This is a genomic window from Vreelandella jeotgali Hwa (assembly GCF_000334215.1).
Lineage (GTDB): Bacteria > Pseudomonadota > Gammaproteobacteria > Pseudomonadales > Halomonadaceae > Vreelandella > Vreelandella jeotgali.
This window is the reverse complement of record NZ_AMQY01000021.1, coordinates 45,490-64,044: the sequence shown is the minus strand read 5'-3', so window position 1 is coordinate 64,044 and position 18,555 is coordinate 45,490. Positions and strand designations below refer to the sequence as shown.

Genomic DNA, 18,555 nt, shown 5'->3' with positions numbered 1-18,555 from the left:
GTCTCCCTAGTGAACGGTGGAGGAGGGCGCGGTGCCTTCTTCCATCAGGTGTTTGGCGACGGCGGTGATCGCGTCGGGGATCGCTTTCATGGCCTGTTCGGTCATCGTCGAGGAATCCATGTCGACGGCAGCAAACAGCATGATGGCCACGATCCGCAGGCGGTCATCGGGGTTGGGATATTGGGTGGCAGCCTGATCCAGGGTGTTGGCGATGGATCGGTAGAAATCGGGATTGTTTTCCAGCTGCCGGACGATCTGTTCGACGGGTTGAACCATCAGGCATCCTCGAATCGGTGCATTTGGGCGCTGAGGTCGTTGTCGGCTTCTTCCTCCTCCAGCGCCGCGGCGTAGGCTTCCAGGATATCGACGGCCTCGGCCGGCTGAATCAGCAGGCGGCGCAGTGCCTCGGGCTGGTTGTCGATCACCCAGTCGATGTAATGATCGACAAGCGCCTCGTCTTCCTCGTCGGTCAGCGCCTGGACGGTGCGGTTGACCGTGGTCATGGAGGCGTTGCGGAAGTCTTCATCGGCGTCGTAATCGAGAGGGTTGGGCATGGTGTCACTCGCTCTGCGTGTTATTGCGTTCGTGAAAAGCCGCTTCGCCGGTGAGCCCCGCGTACGCGGCGAGGTCCTGGTAGTTGTCGGCGCGGTAGTCGCCCTGCTGTGAGCGGACGAGCTTCAGCAGGCACATGAACAGCCAGCCCCGCTCCTCGGTATCCAGGGCGCCGTCGCCGGTGACGGCGATGAAGGCGTCGACAGTGGCCGCCATGCTGCGTTCGCCGGACGGCTTGTCGTAGGTGTTGGCTCGGTCGGCCATGTGCTGCTTGGCCTGGGCCAGAATGTCGTTGGCGGTCATGAGGCTGTCGGTGTGGGGCGCTTGCATATCAGCCGATCTCCGGGCGGTTGTCGAACAGGTCCCAGCAGGCCTGCCATAACAGGTGCATTTCCATGTCATCTCGTGACTTTTCGAGAATGTCGCTGAACAGCATGCCGCTTTCCGTCAGCTCCCGGGCCAAAGCGTCCACGCTGATGGACCTGAGCTGGTGGGCCAGGAACGGATCGTCGTTGATGACGGCCCGGGTCGGGGGTTCGTTGTTGCCGCTTTGGGCAACGGCGTCGATGTGCTCGCATTGAATCTCCAACTCGATCCGGCCCGAGCCGTTGGTCCACAGGTACGAGGCGGTCTTCGTCGAGGCGTCGAGGATCGAGGTCACGGCGTTGAGGGCCGGGCTGCTTTCACCCGAGTCACCCATCAGTTCTCGGATTTTGGGAAGGATTTGACGGGTCAGGATGTGATGTTCCAGCTCACTTAGCTGCACTTGCACGGTATTCATGGTGTTTTGTCTCCTTTTTTCCCTGGTGGGAAGTCGTCTTCCATGTTGAACACGGCCTGGCGCTCCCTGCGGGTCAGGCTCAGCAGCAGCTTGTAGTCGAGCGTGGTCTGCTGCTGGTTGTAGCCGGTCAGCACCGACATTCGGTGCGCGGGGATTTTCTTCCTGACGTATTCCCAGGTCAGTTTCAGGCTTTGCTTGCGATGCGGGCGGAGTTGGCAGGGCCGCTTGATGCCGTTCCTCCTGCAAAAGATTCTGACGTTGTGCCGGTTGAAGCCGATCTCGTCCGCGATCTTCGCGCCGGGCCAGTTGCGCTCCTCCATCAGGTATCTGATCCGGTCGCTGGTGTCCGCGTCGATGCGTTTCCGTGACGGCGGCGCGCTCGGCCTGGCATCGAAGTAGTCGCCGAGAGCTGAGGTGTCGCGGTCGAACCTGCCAAACTTCATCGGCCGCTACTCCCCATGCCCCCGGTGCCGGGGTCGGTGCTTTTCAGGTCGGACACTTCGCCGGCGTGGCTGTCGAGGCGTTTGACTTGCAGCGTGGGGTCGATCATTCGATCTCCTTGTTGACGGTCAAAGTAATTCATCCCGCACGATGCGGACGTCGCGGGGTGCCCGAATGACCAGCCGTGGCTGGCCCTTGACGATGTTGACCTGAATCGAGACGTCGTCGCCGATATGCACGATCTCGTTGTGGGTCCGAGTGATGGCCAGCCGGGACATGCCCGGCCGGGATTCAAGTGTTTGGGTCATGTCAGATTGGCTCCCGGTGACAGAAGAGCATTGCCGGATTCGACGGTGTGCAGCTCGCTGACGGCGTCGACCATGTCGGCCTGGGTCATGCCCATGAACGTCTCCAGGATGTAGGCCGCTTCGTCGGGGTACATATACAGAATGTCGCTGAGGTCCATGTCGGCCATGTCGTAGCCGTCGAGCATGGGCATTTGCACTTCGGTTGGGTCGCGCTCCGCCGGCACCGCGTTCCACTCCATTGCGATCAGACGGTTGACCAGGTACGCGACCCAGGTCAGGTCCTGACTTTCCAGCGACGAGTGCTGGTCGTAGTAGCCGACGCAGATGTTGGTGCATTCCGATATGGTGTCCATGAAGGAGCAGCTATCGGTGAAGGAGCCGGTCGGATCGGGCTCGCACTGCCTGTCGATGGCGTCAGCGATGTGCGTTGCGAATAATTCCGAACAGCAGCGATCGCCCATCTGGTGGGTGATGATGTCCGTGGTGCCCATGCGGTCGAAACTGAGCATCATGTCGATGCCCGTGTACCGCTCGGGCTCGTGCTTGATCGACCATTCGCTGCCAAGGCGCCCGATTTCCTCGTCGCGGAAAAAGCAGTACAGGCCTTCCACGCCCGCCTCGATCAGATTGAGCAGGACCCAGATGCCGGTGCCGTCGTCGGCGCCCAGCACGTCGCCCTTGCCGGGATCGGCCAGTTCGATCAGCCCGTTCTCGATGGACAGGGTCTGTGTCAGCCGGGGATTGATCGCGGTGTCGCGGTGGACCGTGTCGGTATGCGCGGTAAACGCGACCGAGGGCGCCTTGCCGATGGATACGAACAGGTTGCCGTAGGCGTCGACGGTCGGGTCGAGCGGCATGATCAGGTTGTCGATCAGCGCCTCGTCACCTTCGCTCCGTGCCGAACGGCGATAGGTGAGAATCTCGACCAGGATGTCGATGCTGACGGGCGTTGCTTCGATAGCGTCGAAGGCTGTCACGGGGTCGTGCTTCTTCATGAAGGCCATTGTTCTGTCCTCTGGTGCGATAGAGTATAAGCGTGGCGAGTTATTATGGTCAAGCGGCGTCATCGGCTTCCACCAGTTCTGCGGTCCGCAGGTCGTCGGGGTGATGGAGGACGCTGTACGGGCGCTCTGTTTCGTTGTCGATGTCGTCCTCGTGGACCCAGCCGCCGAGTTCCTCGGCGTAGATGGCGTCCCTGATCGACACGATGCAGTGGTCGTGCAGAACCACGAACTCTGCGTCGGGGTCGACGGCTTCGGGGATGTTGTTGCCGGTTTCGATGTGGTCGGTCAGTACCCATTCCTCGATGTCGTCGACCATCATGCAGTCGTCCTGCTCCTCCACGGTGCCGCTGTGGTCGCGGCACAGGCCGACCTGTTCCAGTTCGGTGTCGGTGGTGCGGTCGGTGATGTGGCTGATGCGGAGTATGCCGCAGCTTGTCTGTACACTGACGTCGTGGTCCAGGTGCTCGCAGTCGCAGTCCCGGTGCAGCTCGACCGAGCCGTCCTCGTCGAGGGCGTCCACGTAGTCGTCCTCGATGCAGCTGTCGCAGACGTGTTCGTCCACGCTGTCCACGAAGGTCATGTCGTCCTCATCAAAGCGGTCCCCGCAGTTGTGGCATTCGATGTGGTTGCTGTGGAGGTCGATGTAGCCGTCGTCGTAGTCCGCCTCGAACGGGCCGCCGATGGTCAGCTCGTCGGTGGAGTGATTGACGTCCACGCCGAGGTTGTTGCTGTCGATGTAGGGGCACAGAATCTTGCCCGGGGTGTTCAGCCGGATCAGGGGGATGGGCAGATTGGCCAGCGCGTTGGGGCATTGCATGTAGCCGTTCTCGGTCAGCCATTCCTCCAGGATCGCCCTGGCGGCCGGCATCCAGTCGGCGCCGTAGACGCTCGGGTAGGTGTTGACCTCGGCGTTGGTCAGGACCCGGGCGGCGGGGCGGCCGTTGTTGGCCAGCGCGTAGACCAGCTCCACGCCACCGGAGCCGTCCTCGAAGAACAGCGCCTCCATCGGGTGCCGCCAGGTGTCGTTCTCATCGAAGGTGTCGCCGAAGCGATCCTCGCCGTGGGCCATGCAGCTGTCCGGCCCGTTCATGTAGACCCAGCGGGCTTCTTCCGGGTCGCGTGTTGTCCTGATCTCGACGCGGGAGGCCGACTGCATCTCGGCGACCATGTCCTTCAGCTCCTGGTCGTTGATGTCGGCGTTCTTCATCACCCGGCGAATGTATTTGCCCGGCTTCATCACCGACTGGACGTCGTTGTCGCCCTTGGTGGCGTTCTCGGTGTAGGCCACCTTGCCGGCGTTTGCGCCCTTGACCGCCAGGTGCGGGACCTCGGCGGCGTAGACATCGGCGGGGATGTGTTGCCGAACGGCCGGGGGCAGTTCCGTGTACTCGCTGTCACTGATGCGTTTCAGTTCCCGGAGCGCGTACAGCGGGATCTTGTCGGCCTGGATCACGTTGCCGACCGGTTCCCTGAGTACGTGCCCGCCCAGCGAGGCGTAGCCACGGGGGAAGCCGAAGTAGTTCATGTTCGGCGCCGTGTCCCTGTTCAGGCCGATGTAGGGTGCGCCGAGGATGTCCAGTGCGCTTGTGTCCATGTCCGGCAGTTCCTCGTTGATCAGCCGGATGTACTCGCCGGTGGGCGGGATATGCGCGATGCTGAACCGGGTGCTTCCCTGCTGGGCCAGATAGCTTTCGATGGTCTCGATGGGGCGCCTTTCCGCCAGGCTGTTGATGCTGGCGACGGTATGCGGGTCGTAGCCTTCCGGCAGGTTGATGTTGTTGAGTTCAATGGTGCCCAGGCCCACGTCGTAGGCGATCAGGACCAGCTCGATATCATAGCCAATCTGGTTCGCTTGCAGATTGCGTGGAACCCCCCACTCGTCCAGCTGCTGTGTGGCGTGGTGCATCATGTACAGCCAGGTCTTCAGCTCCGAGTGGCTGGGGGCCTGCTCCAGGTACTTGTCGAATACGGTCAGAGTGTTCATTGCGCTGCTCCTGCGCCGGTGGGATTGATGACGTTGGCTCGCGCCGTGGTGTAGAGCTGGTCGGCGTTCAGCGTCGGGTTGGCGTCGGCCTGCTTCAGGGCATCGAGGGCCTCGCGGTGAGAGGCAATCTGCGATTGAAGATCGGCGAGGCGCTGGGCCAGGTTGGGTGACGGGTTGGGAAACGCCCGGTGGATGTCGTCGAGGAACACCGCCACGCGGTCGTAGTCGATGCGTTCCGGGTCGAAGTTGTAGGGGCAGAAGTACCGGGCGAGGCGGTATTGGCTCTCGGCGAGCTGGATGGCGGTGCTGTTGGCAACTTTGCTGAGCGGGTTGTGGGTAGCGGTCATTTTCAAGGTCCTCTTGGGCTATCAATATATGTCCTGCGTATCATTTTGGGCGCAGGTTGCCCGTGTACGGCCGGCGTGCGCCGGGGCCGTGGCGAAGGATGTCTCGGTGAGTGTCGGGTTATGCGGCGGTCAGCTCCTGGTTGTGGTGGATGGCAGCGATGTCGCTGATATAGAGCGTGCGGATCGAGCGCAGATGGAACGGGATACCGCGCCAGGTGCCGTCCATCTCCACTTCGGGGTGAGTGCAAAGGACCCGGGTGCCGTCGGTCAGGGTGACAATCGAGCCCCACTGCAACGGCGGCGCCGGTACGGGTTCCGGGTCGGGCAGGTGTCGGATGGCGGTGCGGGGCACGAGTATCTGGTCCATGCCGCAGCGGATCAGCGCGTACTGCGGGTTGCTGTCCAGGATGCGGACCAGCACGATTGTCAGGCCTCTGGCCGCGGGCCATGTGTTCGGGTCGATGAGTTCCACGCGCATGGCTGTCTCCCTGTGCAGGGCTTCTATTCGGGCAAGTTGTTGGCGTGCGCTGCTGAGTCTCATGTCTATATGTCCTCCAGGACGGATTGCATGCTGAGGTCGGTGGCCGTGGCGCCGTCCTCGGTTGCGTCGTCGCTTTGCCAGCGCACCGGGGTGGCGATTTTGCCCTGACCCAGGAATATCTGCGGGAATACCGAGTCGTCGTGTTCCGTTTCCCGGGCCAGTTCGTGCAGGGTTTCGCTATCCAGCTCCCTGGCCACTTCAAGGGCGGTCAACTGCCAGATGACGGGGGTCACCGGGTTGATGCGCTTGTGGTACAGCAACGGAATGACCTGCGGGCTCAGGTTGTGTGGCGGATTGGCGAGCACGTTGAAGAACTTGCCGGGTGTTTCGCTTCGCTCGGCCAATGTGTCCCAGAACGCCTGAGCAGCGCGGCGGGTGACATGGGTCCGGCGAAAGCCACGCAGCCATTTCCTGACCGTGTTTTCCCGGACGCCGAAGCGGGCGGCCAGGTAGTCGATGGGCACGCGAGCTTCCTTCTGGAACGCGATGACCTCGTTGCGGTTGACCGCTCTGTTTACCTTCAGCCTGTAACCCCTGTCGTGGAACGCAGCACGCAGGGTGTTGGGGCTGATTTCCAGGCCGGCTGCAACGGTTTCGACGGTGTGACCCGGTTCGAGGTACTTCTGGTACGCGGCATCGGCCGCTTCGTCCTCGCCGGGTGGGAACGCTTTATGGTTGGCCATTGATGTCTCCTTGATGGGGGTAGACTAACACCTATGCGAATAATGGAAAATCCATTCGCGGGATGAAAGTCCCGTTTATGTAGGATGACCGTTAATTTGGAATGGTGAAGAATCTCCTTAAAGTGCTGTTTATAAAGAGCTTATAGGCTGTATGGGTATGTCCAACAAGTTATTGAAGTTCGCTCCAGAAAACCTGTTTTTGGGTATATTCAGAGTGGGATGAGTACCATGTTGCTCTCAATGTGGTGGTCGTACCCATAAGCAGGGATGCACAGGGCCGTAATGCTCCGGTGCAGAATGCCGCTGACACAGGGCAGTAAAGCGCCCAGTGACGCCGCTTAGCGGTTGATGTGCTCCGCAATGCCGACGGCCACACAGAGCACAGCAAAAGTGCTCACGAAGAAGGCCACAAGGCCTGTGACGCCTGCCACGGGACAGGAGAGAAATGTCAAGTGTTCCATGCCCAGATTGGCAAAAAACAGGGGTGGATTGCCCCACCACGAGGGATTTGTGCTGAGGAGTGCGCAATTCATGGTTGACCATCCTGTGTCGAGTGAAGAAGGGCGAAGGGCGCAGGACCCGTGGCGAGGGACGAAGGGCGAGGGACGTTTGTTTTTTTGTGAAATCAATTTACCTACTTGTTGGACATACGCATAAGTCCTATAACCGATTTGAGATCAGCGACTTACGGCGTTTTTTCGACAATCCAAACTAACGGTCGTCCTACCAGAACGGGAGTTTCGTCCCGGAAAGTCATTTACCGATATATGCAAATCGAAGGAGCTACGACTCGAACCGGATCAAGGAACGCATCGAGCCGTACCGCTTTGTCCAGGGGTAAAACGACGAGGTATTGGCTTCCCCGGGCCGAGGTGGCCAGGAAACCGGCAACGGTTGGGGCAAACGACACAGGGCGCAGGGTCCGCTGCTGTTTCATTGCTGCCGCATCAATGGCGAACGATCGGGTGCCAGGGCGCACGCTCTATAAAGTCGTGTTGCAGATTGCCGAGGTCGGTCGGCAGATTGAACTGATCTACCTCGATGCTGTTGCCCCCGCTTCGGTGCTCCCTGTCGCGTGATGCAAAAACCGTGCCAAAAGCCTTGGCCCTTGTTCCTGTCCAAATGGAACTTGCCTAGTTGTTGGACACGCCAGGTTTTTCTTTAAGCGCTTTTATATCAGCGACTTACAGCAATTTTGGCTCGGTCCAAAATAATGGTAGTCCTACATGGGTCAAACGAAAAGTTATCGTTTTTCGCGGTTTTTATTCCAAAGCGGCCCAAGGCAGCGCTCATTGGCGGGACAGACAAGGGGGAACCAACCCTTCCGCCGCAGAACGCTGCCCTGGACCGTTTCGGCATCCAGCCATCGGCCCGTGACCCGATTCAAAACCTCAAATGAAAAAAGCCCCGGGCCAATCGACCCGGGGCAGGCGACTCACGCCGATGTTTTTCTTCCAACTGTCCCTGTGCTTCACGACTGTGAGTCATTGACCGATCAGTGCCTCGGCAATCGCCTCTTCTCGAAGGCCGATCAGCACCCGCCAGCGAAAGGCAGCCTGTGAATTGTCGCCGAACACCCGAACCGCTCGGCTCAGGTGCATGTGTAAATCGTAAAAGCTCGTCATGTTCTGGCTCCTGTGTCGATTGAGCCGTTTCCTGTGTCGAATGTCGTGTGTCCCGTGTTACTTGATCCGGGACCCTGATTCGCATTGAAGCCAAGCGACCCGTGTCACCCGACAACCGACCATTGACTCTTGACTGGCCTCAAAACCCATCAAGCCAATCAACAATCAACACATATCGATCAACCAATCACACAAAATAAAAGACAAAACGCAAAGACGCAGACGCCCGGGGTGGACGCGACGCAAGGACGCAGAGTCGGTGGGTGGACGCGACGCTGTTGTGGCCCGCGACGCAGGGGTCAGGTGTGAATGTCGGGGTGTAACCGATCTCGCTCGGTCAGGCGCTTACGACCAGGCAGATGGGTTCGTCGGCCTCCATCCGGCGCTTGAGAAACGCGAGGTCCTTGCGGTCCAGGATGCCCTTGCCATCGCAGCGGAAGCATTTCTCGTTGCCGAAGTGCCCGCGATGGGCGGTGTAGCGCCCGCGACCCAGGCAGTGAGGGCAGGTGCCGCCCTCGTTGTGCTCGGCCTTCTCACGCGGCAGCGCCATGAGATCGGCAACCGGGTTGCGTGGCCTGGTGACCACGGCAATGCCCGGCGCCGTGCGGTAATGCGGCTTGCCACGATGGTCAGTGCCGATGTGTGTCCAGCCTTTGGGGATGGACGGTGCAGCCGGTTCGGCGAACTGCTCGGCGATGGCAGCGAGCCTGGTGAGTGATGTACTCATGGTGATCCTCCTTGGCGACGGTGGGGGGCCGAAGCCCCCCGATTGATGGTTATTGGTTGTCGAAGTTGGACAGCTCGGCGAGCATGTTCAGCGCCTTGCTATCGAGTTGCTTCTTCAGCTCCATCGGGCGAGCCGCGATCCACTGGTCACGAAGCTCGGCACGACGGTTGCTGGCTTCTTCCTTCTCGTCGATGGTGTAGAACTCGCCGACGTTGGCGTACCAGTACGGCGCACCGCGCCGGTTGAGCATCTTCCACACCGGGTTGAGCCGACGCTGCTCGTCTTCCATGTCCTCCAGCAGGTCGTCCAGATCACCCAGCTCGTTGTTGGCGATCCGAATGGCCTCCTGGAAACGCTCACCGGGATCGAAGCCGTCGAGCCCTGTGGTGTCGTTGCTGGCCAGCCAGTGATCGACGCGACCGAGCTGCATGAGCATGCCTTCATCGCTGCCGGCGTATTGCTCGCTTGAGGGACGCTGTGCGTAGGCTGTTGCGCGTTCCAGGTCCTGATGGAGCTGGTCGATGGTCTTGGACAGCCGGCGATGAATCTTGACGAGCCCGCGATACACCTTATTGGTGCCGAAGAACTTCTTGATGCCTTCAGCGTCCAGCTGCTCCTTCAGGTGAGCCCGCTTTTCCTTGGCGGTGCGAGCGGGATCATCGCTCATGTCATCCATGACCGGCTCAACCCAGCCATCGAAGTGGCGATCCTCGATGTGCTCACGCGCTGCCACGTTGATGACCTGGAATTGCGCGTTGGTGGGTTTGTTACCGTCGTTGGCTGTGATCTCCTCGACGAACGTGTCCATCGCTTCTTCGAGCGAGCAGCCGACGGTCATCGCCGCAGCTTCAACGGTGGGGTCGGCCATTGTGTCGCCGACGTCCTGCCACGGCTTGCTCTCTGCAACCTCTACGCGAGTGGTGGCTTCCGAGAAGTCACCGTCGACGCGATTCCAGCCGTAGGCAGCGAACACCGAGCGGAACGTATCAAGCCGGTCATGCAGGTCGCGTGCGACGCTGATGGGCTCAACGTCCTCGCCAAGCCCCATGTGGTTCAGGGCGAAGCGTGCGAGGAGATATTGCGTAGCGCCCTGATACAGGAAGGGCAGAGCACGCAGCGCATCCATGCCTGGTGCTTGCCAGCGACCGCTGTTGCGACCGAACGGGTCCTTGACGTACTCGGCAGGGCGGTCATGCAGCTCAAGCAGGAAGGTGTCGAGCTGCTGGTGGCCATCCCACTCTGTCCATGCACCGGGAAAGCGTGCTGTCTTGACCGCGAACGCCAGTGCCTTGTGTTGAATGGGCTGAGTAGTAGTGCTAGTTTGAACGAACATGATCATTTCCTTTTCACAGGGTGATAATGTGCTTGGCCCCCGGGTGGGGGCCAATCCAAGGTTCCAGTGGCTTGGAACCCGGATCGCGTGGAACCGAAACACGAATCCGGGTCGGCGCCCCTTTCGCACAGGGACTCCACACCCGAACACGCGATTTTTGCCCCAGGTCCCGACTCCCTTAACCGGGGTCTGGGCTTTTTTGTTACCGATACCGCTTTTCCCGCATCCCTTGAAAACCGTCCTGCGTAATCCGACCGGAAAAAATTTCTGCGCAAAATTTGCCGCTGGATGCACGCCCTGCGCTGGGTGGGGTATGCTGTGGGTACAGGAACAAGGAGGAAGGAACGTATGGCCGACGCCAGTAACAACGAAGTGCAGACAACCAACCATCGACGTTCCGAGAACTATATTGACGAGTATGTGACAAAGTTTTCCATGTCAGGGTTGGAGACAGATGGCGAGCGGTATGTACACCTTCGGCTTGGACGAACAAGCATGGACGTTGGAGGGGAAAAACATACTTTTGACGACAATGGCAACTTGACTTCTATAGCCCCCAAAGACCTTGAGGTGTATCGCCTGAATGTTGCCGGACTGACGCTGCCACTCAGCCTTGTACAAGAACTGAGAGACGCATTTACGGAGGCCCTGGAGGAACCGCATGACGGCTCTGAGGACTGAAGGGGGAGTACAGCCGTCGTTAAGGTCGTCAAGAACCAGCAGTCCGCGGTCCGAAACGCCGTACTCAGGGTCTGAAAGTGATTCGGCGGAGCGTGTAGCTAAACGGTTTGAGAGGGCTACTAGGTACAACGAGCCACGGCCTAGCTATGTCTACGCGACCACAAAGCCGTTTACAGACAAGGCAAAGGCCGATAAGGAGAAACACATGGCAAGCGACATTACACGCGAGGAGCTGGACGCTAAATTTAGTGAACATTCGGCCCGTGCTGATGCGCGTTTCCACGAGTTTCTCAAGGACGCAGAGACTCAGCGCCGCGAACAGCGCGAGGAAATGCACGAGTTTCTGACCGAGGTACGGAAGGCTAATACGGATGTACGCCTGGAAGTATCCGAACTCAAGCAGCATATCGCCGCTTCACGGCTAAGTTCCGTGCATTGGTCGATAGGTACGATATTGACGCTAACCGCGGTTATTATTGGTGCCTTCGGCCTTTGGAGCCAGCTCGCCTAACGAACAACACAACCTCTTTTAGGCCAACACCCCGCCATTGCCGCGGGGTTTTTTACACTCTACAATATACGCCAAGCATATATAGACGTTGGTGTACGCATGGCGTTTGACCCCAAAGAGATGACCGAGCAGCAGCTGCTGAACATGGAAAACGACGCCGACCTTGGCGCCGTCGATCTTCCGCGCATATCGGCTCAGCTCAGGTACTTCGTGGCGGCTCGCGTCGGCGGGATGTCGGCCAGCGATGCGGCGCGTGAAGCCGGGGCCCATCCGTCCACCGGCGCGACCTGGGACAAGCTGCCCGAGGTCCAGGCCCACATGCAGCACTACGATCGGGAAATGAGCGAACAGGTGATGCCCCGGGTGAAGTTCGGCAAGGAAGACGCCCACCAGATGTACATAAACTCGTACCACCTGGCGGGCACCAGCGCCGAAATGACCCGGGCCACGGACTCGCTGGTGAAGTTGCACAAGCTGTTGGACGATCCGGCGGAGGACCAGAAGCAGGTCAACACGCCGCAGCAGCTTGAAGGGTTGAGCACCCAGCAGTTGCTCCACCTGGCGGCGATGGGCATGGATTCCCTGCAACCCGGCGAGGTGTACGACGCCGAGGATGTGACCGACGAGGATACCGATGGCGAGCTATGAAGGGCGCCGGTTCAAGCGAACCGATCCGATGCCGCGCATGAAGGTGGCCACCGGCGATCAGCGCAAGGTGAAGTGCCAGTATTGCAGCGAGTGTGAGCAGGAAACCCCCGAGACCCTGCTGAAGGATGGCGTCTGCGTCTATTGCCGCACCGAGGAAGTGGCCGAGCACGCCAAGCTGGCCGCCGAGGATCAGCAGGACAGGGAATCCCGGCTGGAGGCTGAGCGTCGTGAGCGCCAGGAGATGTACCGGCAGAACCAGGAGGCCGAGGCCCAACGTGCCCGCGTCGCCCGGGAGAAGGAAGCCGAGACACAGCGCGAGTTCGACCGGCAGGAGGAGGCTAAGCGGGAATTGGCCCGCCGGCAGTTGGCCCACGACCATCTGCTGCCGTTGGTGATGCGCACGAACCCCGACTATCAGCCCGGATGGGTCCACAAGGACATCTGCGAGCATCTTGAGTGGTTCAGCAACGCCGTGGCCGCCGGGGAAAGCCCCCGGCTGATGATCAGCATGCCGCCCAGGTCGGGGAAATCTGAGCTGGCTTCTCGGGTGTTTCCCGCGTGGCACCTGGGCCGGAACCCGAAACACGAGATCATCTCCTGTTCCTACGCCGGCAGCTTGGCCAACGACTTCAGCCGGAAAGTGCGCGGCCTGCTGCGCGAGAAAAGCTACCAGACGGTGTTCCCCGAGGTGTCGCTGTCCAAGGACAGCCAGTCGGTCGAGGTGTGGAGCACGAACCACGAGGGTGGTTACGTAGCTGCTGGGGTAGGCGGGCCCATAACCGGCAGGGGCTGTTCTGTCCTTATAATCGATGATCCCCTGAAAAACCGCGCCGATGCCGAGAGCGAAACGACCCGGGAAGGTATCTGGGACTGGTACAGGTCGACGGCCTACACCCGTCTGGCACCCGGCGGTGGTGTGATCTGTATGATGACCCGCTGGCATGATGCGGACCTGGGCGGCAAGCTCCTTGAGCAGATGGCCGACGGCGAGGGTGATCAGTGGCGGGTGGTGAGCTACCCGGCGATTGCCGAGCATGACGAGCTGTTTCGCAAGCAGGGCGAGGCGCTGCACCCGGAGCGATTTCCGATCACGGCGTTGGAGCAGATCAAGCGCACCATCGGCCCGCGTGACTGGTCGGCGCTGTACCAGCAGAACCCGGTGGCCGACGACGGCGATTACTTCAAGAAGGAAGACTTTTCGTGGTTCATGCAGCACGAGTTGCCGCCGCTTGAGGAGATGAACTTCTACACGGCCTGGGACCTGGCCATCGGGCAGACCGAGCAGAACGACTTTACCGTTGGATTAACGGTCGGCGTGGACCGCAAGGACAACATCTTCGTGGTGGATGTGCAGCGCGGCCGGTGGCGGACGCTGGAGATCGTGGAGAAGATGCTGGAGGTGCAGAAGGTCTGGCAGAGCAAGCTGGTGGGCATCGAACGGGGCCACATTCTGATGACGATGGGCCCGATTCTGGAGAAGCGCATCCGGGAAACGCGAACCATGATGCCCATTGAGGAGCTGCGCCCCGGCCGGCAGGACAAGATTGCCCGGGCACGGCCGTTCCAGGCGCGTATGCAGCAGCGCCGGGTGTTCTTCCGCAAGCACTGTGACGCCACGATGGCGCTGGTGGCCGAGATGATGCGCTTCCCCAACGGGCAGTTCGACGACCAAGTGGACTCCGCTGCGTGGATAGGTCAGCTTTTAATGCACTTCACGTCCACGCGTGAAAGAAAACAGCCGCCAAAACGCTCCTGGCGTGATAAACTGTCCAAAACTATACGCAACACGGATAAACCGTCAGCGATGACGTCGTAGGAGAAACCATGCTGCCGAACAAAGTGACCCCCGAAGCGATGGAAGCGCGTATTGCTGCTACGCAGTACACGCACCCGGAAGGCACAACCCTGACCTTCTGCATCCTGCACCTCGACAACGGATATACCGTTACCGGCGAGTCGGCTTGTGTCGACCCGGCCAACTTTGACGCCGAGCTGGGCCGGAAGATCGCCCACGAGCAGGCGTTCGACAAGCTCTGGCCGCTGTTTGGCTTTTTGCTGGCCGAGGATCGTTACCGCGAGGCAGGTGACAGCAAGGCCACCGGCCTGGACTTTGGCGAAGCGCTGAAGATTCTTCGAGCCGGCGGCGCTGTGAAGCGGGCCGGCTGGAATGGCCAGGGCATGTACGTTTTCTGGCTTCAGGGCAGCAACACCATCGCCAAAATCCACGGGTTCGGGTTTGGCGAGTATATGGGGGAGCCCGTGTTCCGGGACGCGTTGTTCATGTACACGGCCAACGGGGAACTTGTCCCCTGGTCTGTGGCGCAGTCTGACGCACTGGCAGAGGACTGGGAGATAGTGCAATGAAGTTTGAAGCAGCTTTTGCGTATCTCAAGCGTGGCCATGATCTGGCACTGCCCGAGTGGGGTGGTTTCTGGCGTTGGAACGACGAGAAGAAGACCGTGATGATGCACACCCGCCGTGGCCAGGTCATCGACATGCGCGACACCGACAACATGGATTACACCATTGGTTTCATGTTCCGCGACGACTGGCAGCTGGTGAAGGACGAGTTCTCTACCGAGCATGCGGCATCGCGTCTGGAGGGATCGGTATGAAGATCAACCCCGCGTTCAAACCCTACCAGTCCAAGCCGGTGACCCGGTACGCGCACCGGATCGAAGACGCCGACGAGCTGACGAAGGTGGGCGAGGCGAGCTACACCATTTCGCTCCATGACGAGATGGTGGAGTTCAAGGCGTACGAGCCGCCGGTCGCCGGTGACTTCATCGTCTGGCTCAAGGACGACGACATTTACCACTGCTCGCGGGCCGTGTTCCACGAGCGCAACCACGTCGAGGACTGATACGGCATGGCAGAGGCGACCCCAGACAGCGGCGAAGAGAAGGTAGTAGCCCGGAAACAGTGGGCGCATTACGTCCGCGCCCGGGACAATGGCCACAACGACTACGTTGACCTGGCCAGGAAGTGCGACGCTTTCTACCGCGGTGACCAGTGGTCGGACGCCGACCGCAAGAAGCTGGAGGATGAGGGCCGCCCGGCCATGACGTTCAACCTGGTGCTGTCGACCATCAATACGGCGCTGGGCGAGCAGGCCAGCCGGGAGATGCAGGTCGGCTTTCTGCCCAAGCGGGATTCCACCCGCGACGGCGCCCTGGTGCTGGGCCGGGTGGCGCAGTCCATCATGCAGGCCAACGACTACCACTTCATCGAGAACTTCGTGTTTGCCGACGGCATGATCCAGGACCGCGGCTACTTCGACGTGCGCGTCAGTTTCCAGGAAAACCTGATGGGCGACGTATCGATCAAGCACCTCGATCCGCTGACCGTGATTCCCGACCCGGAAGGCAAGGAGATGGACCCGTCGACGTGGAACGAGGTCATGGTGACCTGGTGGATGTCGCTTGACGAGCTGGCGACCAAGTACGGCCAGGACAAGTCCGACTCCCTCCAGTCCATCGTCGGTTCCGGCGATCACCACGCCTATGACTCCGTGCGCTTCGGCACGGGCCGCTTCGGCGGCGAGCAGTTCCTGTCCCCGGGGTCTCACGGCATCGAGGGGCTCGACGACCGGACCATCCGCAGCGTGCGGGTGATCGAACGGCAGCACTACCAGTGGGTCGATGAGTACGTGCTGGTGGACCCGGACACCGGGGACATGCGCGAGGTCCCGCAGCAGATGGGCGAGGACGAAGTGACCCGGCTGGCCGAGACCTATGGCGTGCAGGTCATCAAGCGCCCCGGGCGGAAGGTCCGTTGGACGGTCACCGCCGACGACGTGGTGCTCTACGACGACTGGTCGCTCTACCGTACCTTTACGGTGATCCCGTACTTCCCCTACTACCGCCGCGGCAATCCCTTCGGCATGGTGAGAAACCTGCTGAATCCCCAGGAGTTCTACAACAAGGCTCGCAGCCAGGAGCTGCACATCGTCAACACCACGGCCAACTCGGGCTGGATTACCGAGGAAGGTTCGCTGGTGAACATGACCGAGGACGAGCTTTCCGAGAAGGGCGCCGAGACCGGCCTACACCTGGTCTACGCCAAGAACTACCAGCCGCCTCAGAAGATTCAGCCCAACCATGTGCCGTCCGGCCTGGATCGGATTTCCGACAAGACGGGCATGGCGATCCAGCAGATCAGCGGTGTCAACGAGGGCATGCTCGGCCAGGCCAGTGCCGAGGTGTCCGGCGTGGCGATGGAGCGCAAGACGCAGCGCGGCCAGATTCAGCTGGGCCAGCCGTTCAAGCACCTCGAATATAGCCGCCGGCTGGTGGGCCACAAGCTCCTTGAGCTGGTCCAGGACTTCTACACCGAGGAGCGCACGGTCAGCATCCTGCACCCGGATAACCCGGACGAGCGCGAGGAGAAGCTGATCATCAACCAGATCGACGAGACCGGCGAAGTGCTCAACAACGTCACCGCCGGGCGCTATGACGTCTCGATTACGTCGCTGCCGACCCGCGATAACGCCGACGAGGACGAGTTCGGCCAGCTGATGCAGCTGCGCAAGGAAGGCGGTGTGGCGATCCCCGACGACGCCATCATTCGGCGTTCCAACCTGACCGACCGCGACGAGCTGGCCGACCGGGTCCAGGAGATGATGGGGCAGGCCGAGCCGACCGACGAAGAGATCGAGATGCAGCAGAAAATGCAGCAGCTTGAGATCGGCAAGCTCGAAGGCGAACTGGCCAAGCTCCAGGCACAGGCCGAACAGGCAAGCGCATCCGCCGAGAAGGACAAGGCGTCCGCCGAGAAGACGGCCGGTGGTGAGCAGTCGCCGGAAATGTCCCTCGAACGCGACCGCCTCGAAGCCGAGGTGGCACTCAAGCGCGAGGAGCTGCTGACCCGGCTGCGGCTGTCTGATATGACGCTGTCTTCCAAGGGGCAGAGCGAGAAACTGCGGGTGGCCTCCGACATGGCCCGTACCCGTTTCCAGGGCGAAACCCAACTGGCCGCCGCCCAGGCCAATCGATCCAACCCTGCCGAAAAGGAGCCTGACAATGGCTAAAGATGCACAGGACGAAGCGACCCCGGAGATGGACTATGGCGACCTTTACAACCAGGAAGACCCGGTTGATAGCCTTGGCGACCTTGATCTTGGTGACGAACTGGAGTCCGATCGAACCACAGATGAAGGCGCTGATTACGGTGCTGCTGATTCTGGCGATACTGGGGGAGACGCCGACACCGCCGACGACGATGGAGATTCGGCCGCCGAGGGCGGCGCAGAGGCCGAGGGCCAGCAGGAAGCAGACGCCGAAGGAGAGGACGCTGACTCTGCTGAGGGCGATGCTGGTGACGACGACGCTGAGGCTGACGATGATGCGGATAAATCGACGCCTGAACCGGATCAGAAGCCGAAGGATAAGCAGCCGGTAATCCCCAAGTCGCGCTTCGATCAGCGCACGGCCCAGCTGCGGGCCGCCGAGCGTCAGTTGGAGGAAACCCAGTCGAAGCTCAAGGAGATCGAGTCCGAGAAGGCCAAAGCCGAGCGCGAGGCCAACACGCTCAGCGACGAGCAGATTCAGGAGAAGATGAACGCGGCCAACTCGGCGCTGGTTGAGGGCAACACCGAGGAGGCGGCGAAACTCCAGTCCGAAGTGTTCACCGCCATGCGCCAGGGCAGCGAGCCGGCCGAGGGCGGCCAGTCCGGCCAGCAGGTCGACCCGGACAAGATTGCCGCCGATGTCCGTGACCAGATGGCGTTCGAGCAGACGCTGGAGTCGATCTACGAGGAATACCCGGCGCTGAACGAGAACTCCGACAACTTCGACGAGGCCATCAGCCAGGAGGCCGTGGAGCTACAGGCGTTCTACTTCCAGCAGGGTTACACCCGCAGCCAGTCCACCGAGCGGGCCGTGGCTGCCGTGACCCGGATTCATGACCTGGAGTCGGCCAAGCAGGAGCCCGCGCCGGCCGAGAAGAAGGGCGCTTCCAAGGCCGATATGGCGAAGAAGGCCCAGCAGCAGTCGCGCAGGGAGAAGGTCGACAAGGCCCGCAAGGCGCCGCCCGAGGCATCCTCGGCCACGCCGCAGCAGGAAAGCGGGTCGCAGGACGTCGACGTGAATACCCTGACGGTGGAAGACTGGTCCGCGCTGCCGGACTCGGTCCGCTCGCGGTTGATGGGCGACGCGATTTAATGGGCCATTATTGGCTGTAGGTGATGCCGATACGCTGAGCTGGGGGTAGCCTCAAACTGGCCGAATCCATCACTCGCCACGCCCAACCGCGGCGGTTTGAACTGGAGGTTCCAGGACCGGCGCTCGGCTTGTGACATATTCATGACTTCGCGGGTGCTGAACACACGGGGGCAGTTTGTCACGGTATAGGGATTGCAGTTTTTCATGAAAACCCTTGCACCAAAAGAT

The 18,555-nt window shown here is 60.8% G+C and carries 23 protein-coding genes; 9 read left to right on the top strand and 14 right to left on the bottom strand.

Going from position 1 to position 18,555, the window contains the following annotated elements; genetic code table 11:
- Positions 1–6: 6 nt before the first annotated feature.
- The 14 genes from C793_RS0110050 to C793_RS0109970 form a co-directional block, all read right to left on the bottom strand.
- Positions 7–276, bottom strand: a complete 270-nt coding sequence (locus tag C793_RS0110050) for a hypothetical protein (protein ID WP_017430817.1) — start codon at positions 274–276, stop codon at positions 7–9.
- A complete protein-coding gene (locus C793_RS0110045; protein WP_017430816.1) occupies positions 276–554 on the bottom strand; it encodes a hypothetical protein in 279 nt (92 codons plus the stop codon). The genes C793_RS0110050 and C793_RS0110045 overlap by 1 nt, the downstream gene beginning before the upstream one ends.
- 4 nt (positions 555–558) lie before the next feature.
- Positions 559–882 (bottom strand): DUF6378 domain-containing protein, encoded by a 324-nt coding sequence (locus C793_RS13825; protein WP_017430815.1) that lies wholly within the window; start codon positions 880–882, stop codon positions 559–561.
- 1 nt (position 883) lies between these two features.
- Positions 884–1,333 carry a hypothetical protein gene (locus C793_RS0110035; RefSeq protein WP_017430814.1) on the bottom strand — a complete coding sequence of 150 codons (450 nt, stop codon included), beginning with the start codon at positions 1,331–1,333 and terminating at the stop codon, positions 884–886.
- Positions 1,330–1,776, bottom strand: a complete 447-nt coding sequence (locus C793_RS0110030) for a hypothetical protein (RefSeq protein WP_017430813.1) — start codon at positions 1,774–1,776, stop codon at positions 1,330–1,332. The genes C793_RS0110035 and C793_RS0110030 overlap by 4 nt, the downstream gene beginning before the upstream one ends.
- Before the next feature lie 126 nt (positions 1,777–1,902).
- The gene (locus C793_RS14515; protein ID WP_017430811.1) at positions 1,903–2,082 is read right to left on the bottom strand and encodes a carbon storage regulator; all 180 of its coding nucleotides are present in this window, start codon (positions 2,080–2,082) and stop codon (positions 1,903–1,905) included.
- A complete protein-coding gene (locus tag C793_RS14510; RefSeq protein ID WP_017430810.1) occupies positions 2,079–3,086 on the bottom strand; it encodes a zinc-binding metallopeptidase family protein in 1,008 nt (335 codons plus the stop codon). Before C793_RS14510 ends, C793_RS14515 begins: the two co-directional genes overlap by 4 nt.
- 49 nt (positions 3,087–3,135) lie before the next feature.
- A complete protein-coding gene (locus C793_RS0110010) occupies positions 3,136–5,070 on the bottom strand; it encodes a hypothetical protein (protein WP_017430809.1) in 1,935 nt (644 codons plus the stop codon).
- A complete protein-coding gene (locus C793_RS0110005; protein ID WP_017430808.1) occupies positions 5,067–5,417 on the bottom strand; it encodes a hypothetical protein in 351 nt (116 codons plus the stop codon). The genes C793_RS0110010 and C793_RS0110005 overlap by 4 nt, the downstream gene beginning before the upstream one ends.
- Before the next feature lie 118 nt (positions 5,418–5,535).
- Positions 5,536–5,895 (bottom strand): hypothetical protein, encoded by a 360-nt coding sequence (locus C793_RS0110000; RefSeq protein ID WP_017430807.1) that lies wholly within the window; start codon positions 5,893–5,895, stop codon positions 5,536–5,538.
- A 65-nt stretch (positions 5,896–5,960) separates the two neighbouring features.
- Positions 5,961–6,641, bottom strand: coding sequence for a hypothetical protein (locus tag C793_RS0109995; protein ID WP_017430806.1), 681 nt, complete (start codon positions 6,639–6,641; stop codon positions 5,961–5,963).
- 1,484 nt (positions 6,642–8,125) lie between these two features.
- Positions 8,126–8,266 carry a hypothetical protein gene (locus C793_RS14505; RefSeq protein WP_017430803.1) on the bottom strand — a complete coding sequence of 47 codons (141 nt, stop codon included), beginning with the start codon at positions 8,264–8,266 and terminating at the stop codon, positions 8,126–8,128.
- 337 nt (positions 8,267–8,603) lie between these two features.
- On the bottom strand, positions 8,604–8,993 hold the full coding sequence (locus C793_RS0109975) for a hypothetical protein (RefSeq protein WP_017430802.1): 390 nt from the start codon (positions 8,991–8,993) through the stop codon (positions 8,604–8,606).
- A gap of 49 nt (positions 8,994–9,042) precedes the next feature.
- A complete protein-coding gene (locus C793_RS0109970; RefSeq protein WP_017430801.1) occupies positions 9,043–10,326 on the bottom strand; it encodes a hypothetical protein in 1,284 nt (427 codons plus the stop codon).
- A 348-nt stretch (positions 10,327–10,674) separates the two neighbouring features.
- Here C793_RS0109970 and C793_RS0109965 point away from each other — a divergent pair, with 348 nt between their 5' ends.
- The 9 genes from C793_RS0109965 (at position 10,675) to C793_RS0109920 (ending at position 18,327) form a co-directional block, all read left to right on the top strand.
- Positions 10,675–11,007, top strand: coding sequence for a hypothetical protein (locus tag C793_RS0109965; RefSeq protein WP_017430800.1), 333 nt, complete (start codon positions 10,675–10,677; stop codon positions 11,005–11,007).
- 205 nt (positions 11,008–11,212) lie between these two features.
- A complete protein-coding gene (locus C793_RS14570; protein WP_017430799.1) occupies positions 11,213–11,518 on the top strand; it encodes a coiled-coil domain-containing protein in 306 nt (101 codons plus the stop codon).
- Between the two features lie 99 nt (positions 11,519–11,617).
- Positions 11,618–12,166 carry a hypothetical protein gene (locus tag C793_RS0109955; RefSeq protein ID WP_017430798.1) on the top strand — a complete coding sequence of 183 codons (549 nt, stop codon included), beginning with the start codon at positions 11,618–11,620 and terminating at the stop codon, positions 12,164–12,166.
- Positions 12,153–13,982 carry a phage terminase large subunit gene (terL, locus tag C793_RS13815; protein WP_017430797.1) on the top strand — a complete coding sequence of 610 codons (1,830 nt, stop codon included), beginning with the start codon at positions 12,153–12,155 and terminating at the stop codon, positions 13,980–13,982. The genes C793_RS0109955 and terL overlap by 14 nt, the downstream gene beginning before the upstream one ends.
- An 8-nt stretch (positions 13,983–13,990) precedes the next feature.
- Entirely contained in the window at positions 13,991–14,530 is a 540-nt protein-coding gene (locus C793_RS14615) for a Gp49 family protein (protein ID WP_217994470.1), read from the top strand.
- Positions 14,527–14,781, top strand: coding sequence for a hypothetical protein (locus C793_RS13805; protein WP_017430796.1), 255 nt, complete (start codon positions 14,527–14,529; stop codon positions 14,779–14,781). The genes C793_RS14615 and C793_RS13805 overlap by 4 nt, the downstream gene beginning before the upstream one ends.
- Positions 14,778–15,029, top strand: a complete 252-nt coding sequence (locus tag C793_RS0109930; protein ID WP_017430795.1) for a hypothetical protein — start codon at positions 14,778–14,780, stop codon at positions 15,027–15,029. The genes C793_RS13805 and C793_RS0109930 overlap by 4 nt, the downstream gene beginning before the upstream one ends.
- A 6-nt stretch (positions 15,030–15,035) precedes the next feature.
- The gene (locus C793_RS0109925; RefSeq protein WP_017430794.1) at positions 15,036–17,195 is read left to right on the top strand and encodes a portal protein; all 2,160 of its coding nucleotides are present in this window, start codon (positions 15,036–15,038) and stop codon (positions 17,193–17,195) included.
- Positions 17,188–18,327, top strand: coding sequence for a hypothetical protein (locus C793_RS0109920; protein WP_017430793.1), 1,140 nt, complete (start codon positions 17,188–17,190; stop codon positions 18,325–18,327). Before C793_RS0109925 ends, C793_RS0109920 begins: the two co-directional genes overlap by 8 nt.
- Positions 18,328–18,555 lie beyond the last annotated feature (228 nt).